General features: G+C 39.7%; 6 protein-coding genes. 3 read left to right on the forward strand and 3 right to left on the reverse strand.

Going from position 1 to position 3,382, the window contains the following annotated elements; genetic code table 11:
- Positions 1–107: 107 nt before the first annotated feature.
- The 3 genes from V7Q33_RS18655 to V7Q33_RS18665 are packed head-to-tail and all read right to left on the reverse strand — an operon-like array spanning position 108 to position 1,674.
- Positions 108–821 carry a hypothetical protein gene (locus V7Q33_RS18655; protein WP_333820808.1) on the reverse strand — a complete coding sequence of 238 codons (714 nt, stop codon included), beginning with the start codon at positions 819–821 and terminating at the stop codon, positions 108–110.
- A gap of 8 nt (positions 822–829) precedes the next feature.
- Positions 830–1,246 (reverse strand): hypothetical protein, encoded by a 417-nt coding sequence (locus V7Q33_RS18660; RefSeq protein ID WP_331978285.1) that lies wholly within the window; start codon positions 1,244–1,246, stop codon positions 830–832.
- Positions 1,247–1,305: 59 nt separating this feature from the next.
- Positions 1,306–1,674 (reverse strand): hypothetical protein, encoded by a 369-nt coding sequence (locus V7Q33_RS18665; RefSeq protein ID WP_333820809.1) that lies wholly within the window; start codon positions 1,672–1,674, stop codon positions 1,306–1,308.
- Between the two features lie 114 nt (positions 1,675–1,788).
- Here V7Q33_RS18665 and V7Q33_RS18670 point away from each other — a divergent pair, with 114 nt between their 5' ends.
- The 3 genes from V7Q33_RS18670 to V7Q33_RS18680 all read left to right on the forward strand — a co-directional run.
- Positions 1,789–2,007, forward strand: a complete 219-nt coding sequence (locus tag V7Q33_RS18670; protein WP_333820810.1) for a helix-turn-helix domain-containing protein — start codon at positions 1,789–1,791, stop codon at positions 2,005–2,007.
- 118 nt (positions 2,008–2,125) lie between these two features.
- Complete coding sequence (locus V7Q33_RS18675; RefSeq protein WP_331978278.1) at positions 2,126–2,947, forward strand: glucosaminidase domain-containing protein; 822 nt, start codon at positions 2,126–2,128, stop codon at positions 2,945–2,947.
- Between the two features lie 20 nt (positions 2,948–2,967).
- A partial coding sequence (locus V7Q33_RS18680) for a polysaccharide deacetylase family protein (protein ID WP_333820811.1) occupies positions 2,968–3,382 on the forward strand: 415 nt, incomplete at its 3' end.

Consider the following 3,382-nt stretch of genomic DNA (forward strand, 5'->3'; position numbering starts at 1 on the left):
TGAAGCGGTTGAAGGAGAGTAGGGGTGTTAAGAAGCACTAAGTTGAAAGTTCAAGGTTTAAGGTTTGAAGTTCAAGGTTTATAGTGCTTATGTTCGACTGTGTGCTACTACAATTCCGATAACTTTACTATCAGGGCATAAAGCATTGATAGAATTGGAATCAACATAAAGTAACTCATGCGCTTCAATTTAAAATCAATGTTTTTACTTTTTTGAATTACTATAAAGCCAAAGATCAACGTTGCTACAAAACCAGCGATTCCAACTATTTGCAAATACTGATTATTGGAGTAGAAGGAAGCTCCGATCAATCCAATAATAGTCACGGGAAGAACAAACGGATATTTTTGGTACCAGGGTGTTGAGGTTTTGACTTTTAATGGTTTTATAGAGACAAGTAGTTGCTCAAGTTCTTCGCTTCGCTCAATGTATTGAGGCACACCAATCGCATTGATCTTGCTATCGGCAATAATTGCAAAGGAGCCATTGGCATTTTTTACAATTTCCTGAATATTCTTATGAAGAAGAACGATCGAAGGAGTATTATGCATTTCTCGGGTAATGCTATCCTCTGTAATTGTGAGACGATAACTGGATAATACAGCTTTTTGCCTTTTTATATTGATAAAGATGGTAATGGTAAAAATGGGCACAAAGATCAGCAATAAAATAAGGCCGCTGCTGTTAACTCCAGAACCTGATAAAACACCAGACAAAATTGCTATCACCAGTAATAAAAAAAGATAAAGTGGAATTGTTGAGGTTAAAATTTTCTTTTGAAGCTTTTTAAGCCCTTCTTCAGTTATAGTAAATTGTTGCATATAGTCAGCTAAAGTTTCTCCATGCGTAGAGCCAAAGGCATTTCATAAATGAAGAAGAATGTGGTGTCTTTTTCCTTTTTAAAGTAAATCTGCATGATATTTTCCTTATAGGGACCAATGGAAACCATCTGAGCTTGGGGATAGAAATACCATTTTTTACCGTTAAGAAATTTTAAATCATTCAGTATCGTATGACTTCCTTTTGGGAACTGAAGGTTGAAGATGCTGTCGGATTTGAATACAAATCTTGAGTTGATAAAGGCTTTCTTTAAGATTTCAATGCCCTTCAATTCTTGAGCGGGAATTTTTTCCCCCGATGGTACAGCTTCTTTACAAATCCATTCACCTCGTATGTCTTCCCAGTTTAATGTTTGGGCTTTGAGGCAGGTGCAACTGACAAAAAATAAAGCAATAAAAAGTTTCATAGTCCAGAGGGTGCAAGCATAGCAATAATTTCTGATATGCCGTCTACGTAAATATACTTTCACCCATTTGGGTGATTGTCATACTCTGCCTGCTTATTAAAGCTGCTGAGTTCAGCATATAAATGAAATGCCTGTTCAGTAAATGAAGTAACAGTAGGCTCGCTGGCTGCGCTGTACTTTTTCAATAACGCTATATATAGACTTATCGTCTCATCATTGTCGCTGTCCAGACCGATGGCCGGGAGAATTACAGAGCAGAGGTCTGATTGATAGGGAGAATCTTCCAAACCAATTTCGCGTAAGCTGTTAAAGAGCTTCTGGTTTTTGATATCTTCTTTCAGCAGGAAGATAATAGTTTGAATGGAAGATGGAAGTTTGATAAGGGCGATGTTCAATTCGCTGAATGAGGTACCTTCTGATTTAATCATAAATGAAAAATTGAATGAGACGCACAAATTGGTGGTCTAAAAATACATAGTTTTTGAATATTCAGACTATAGTCTTCAAACATTTTTTCTAAAGTTTCTGAGCTTCACCCGATAATGAAGAGCATCGAGGTAAAGTTTGGTATTGTTCTTAAGGAATTGCGAAATAAGAAAGGATTGACGCAAGAAGACCTCGCTATACAAAGTGATCTCGATAGAACCTACATTTCTCTTCTAGAAAGAGGACTTCGTCAGCCAACAATCTCCACGTTGTTTAAAATTGCTGAAGTGCTGGAAGTAACGCCATCGTCTATTATAAAAAAGCTCGAGGAATAACAGGGTTATCGCCAACACATTCGTTCAAAACTGAAATCCCAAAGATTCCGTATCTTGCAAAACCTTTCGTTGTGCAACGCTGAAAAGAAGTCCGTTTTTGTCACTTGTAGTAAATAGTATGAAACCGCTTCATATCTACCGAACGCTGCTCGTAATCTGCATATCTGTTTTTCTTGTTGCCATTACCGGCTGCGAGGAGAAGAAGGCTTTGCACTTGCAAACGCAGGTTGTTAAAGTAGAATCGATCGATCAGATCGTGCTCGTAGCCGATGCTTTGGTAAAGCCGCTACTATATACCAATGTATCAGGCCTCGAAAAACTTCCGGTCCGCAAAGCAAAAGCAAAATTTATTTCGGCTGTGCTGCCTGCTATACTTGTGGCCAAGCATGAAATGGAGCAACGCCGCATTCGCATTATTGAGCTGCGCGAAAAAGAAGAATGGTCTGATGTTGATAGTATATTTTATGCAGACATGCGCAATCGCTATCGCGCAAAAGATATAGAAGACTTGCTTATTCGTACCACCACATTGCCCACGAGTTTAGTATTAGCACAGGCGGCTGTAGAAAGCGGTTGGGGCAAGTCGCGATTTTTTCTGCAGGCCAATAATTTATTTGGTGTCTGGTCTTTCAGCTCGCGTGAGTCGCGTATGGTGGCTAAGCTTACCCGCAAAAATAAGCGTATCTATGTGCGCGCTTATCCTGACATGTCGAAGTCGGTGATTGATTACTTCGAAATACTGGCACGCTCGCGTTCATACAGAAGTTTGCGCGAGGCACGTAAGCAAACCGAAGATCCGCTGGCCTTACTGCCGCATCTAAAAAATTATTCCGAGCGCAGAGCTGCTTATACTAACCAGTTGAAGAAAATTATCCTTCGCAACAATCTTAAACAGTTTGATCGTTATACTATCGATCCACAATACCTGGTGGAGGATTAATCTGTTAGTTTTGTTGTATCATGCTGCGTAATCATCTTGTATTGTATTTATTGCTTATCCTTTCATGCTCAGGCAAGCCTGCTTCTGATGAAGTGAATGTTGCCGAAGCAGGCGATCAAAGAGAAGTAGTCTGTTTTATCTATCACCGCTTTGGCGATTCACGCTATCCCTCTACCAATACACCGGTAAAAGATTTTGAAGATCACCTTATATACCTGACCAAGAACAACTATCAACTTCTTACATTCTCGGAAGCAATAGCCTACCTTCAATCCGATAAGCCCGCAAAGAAAACAGCCGTCATTACGATTGACGATGCTTTTAAATCATTCTACGAAAGAGGATTGCCGTTGCTAAAGAAGTATCACGTATCGGCTACATTGTTTATCAACACAAAAACGGTTGGCGGAGGCGACTATATGTCGTGGGCGCAGC

The organism is Ohtaekwangia sp., assembly GCF_036786105.1.
GTDB lineage: Bacteria > Bacteroidota > Bacteroidia > Cytophagales > Cyclobacteriaceae > Ohtaekwangia.

Coding starts and splice junctions, on each gene's coding strand:
- V7Q33_RS18655 (WP_333820808.1), bottom strand. CDS start 821: ATGCAACAATTTACTATAACTGAAGAAGGGCTTAAAAAGCTTCAAAAG.
- V7Q33_RS18660 (WP_331978285.1), bottom strand. CDS start 1,246: ATGAAACTTTTTATTGCTTTATTTTTTGTCAGTTGCACCTGCCTCAAA.
- V7Q33_RS18675 (WP_331978278.1), top strand. CDS start 2,126: ATGAAACCGCTTCATATCTACCGAACGCTGCTCGTAATCTGCATATCT.
- V7Q33_RS18670 (WP_333820810.1), top strand. CDS start 1,789: ATGAAGAGCATCGAGGTAAAGTTTGGTATTGTTCTTAAGGAATTGCGA.
- V7Q33_RS18665 (WP_333820809.1), bottom strand. CDS start 1,674: ATGATTAAATCAGAAGGTACCTCATTCAGCGAATTGAACATCGCCCTT.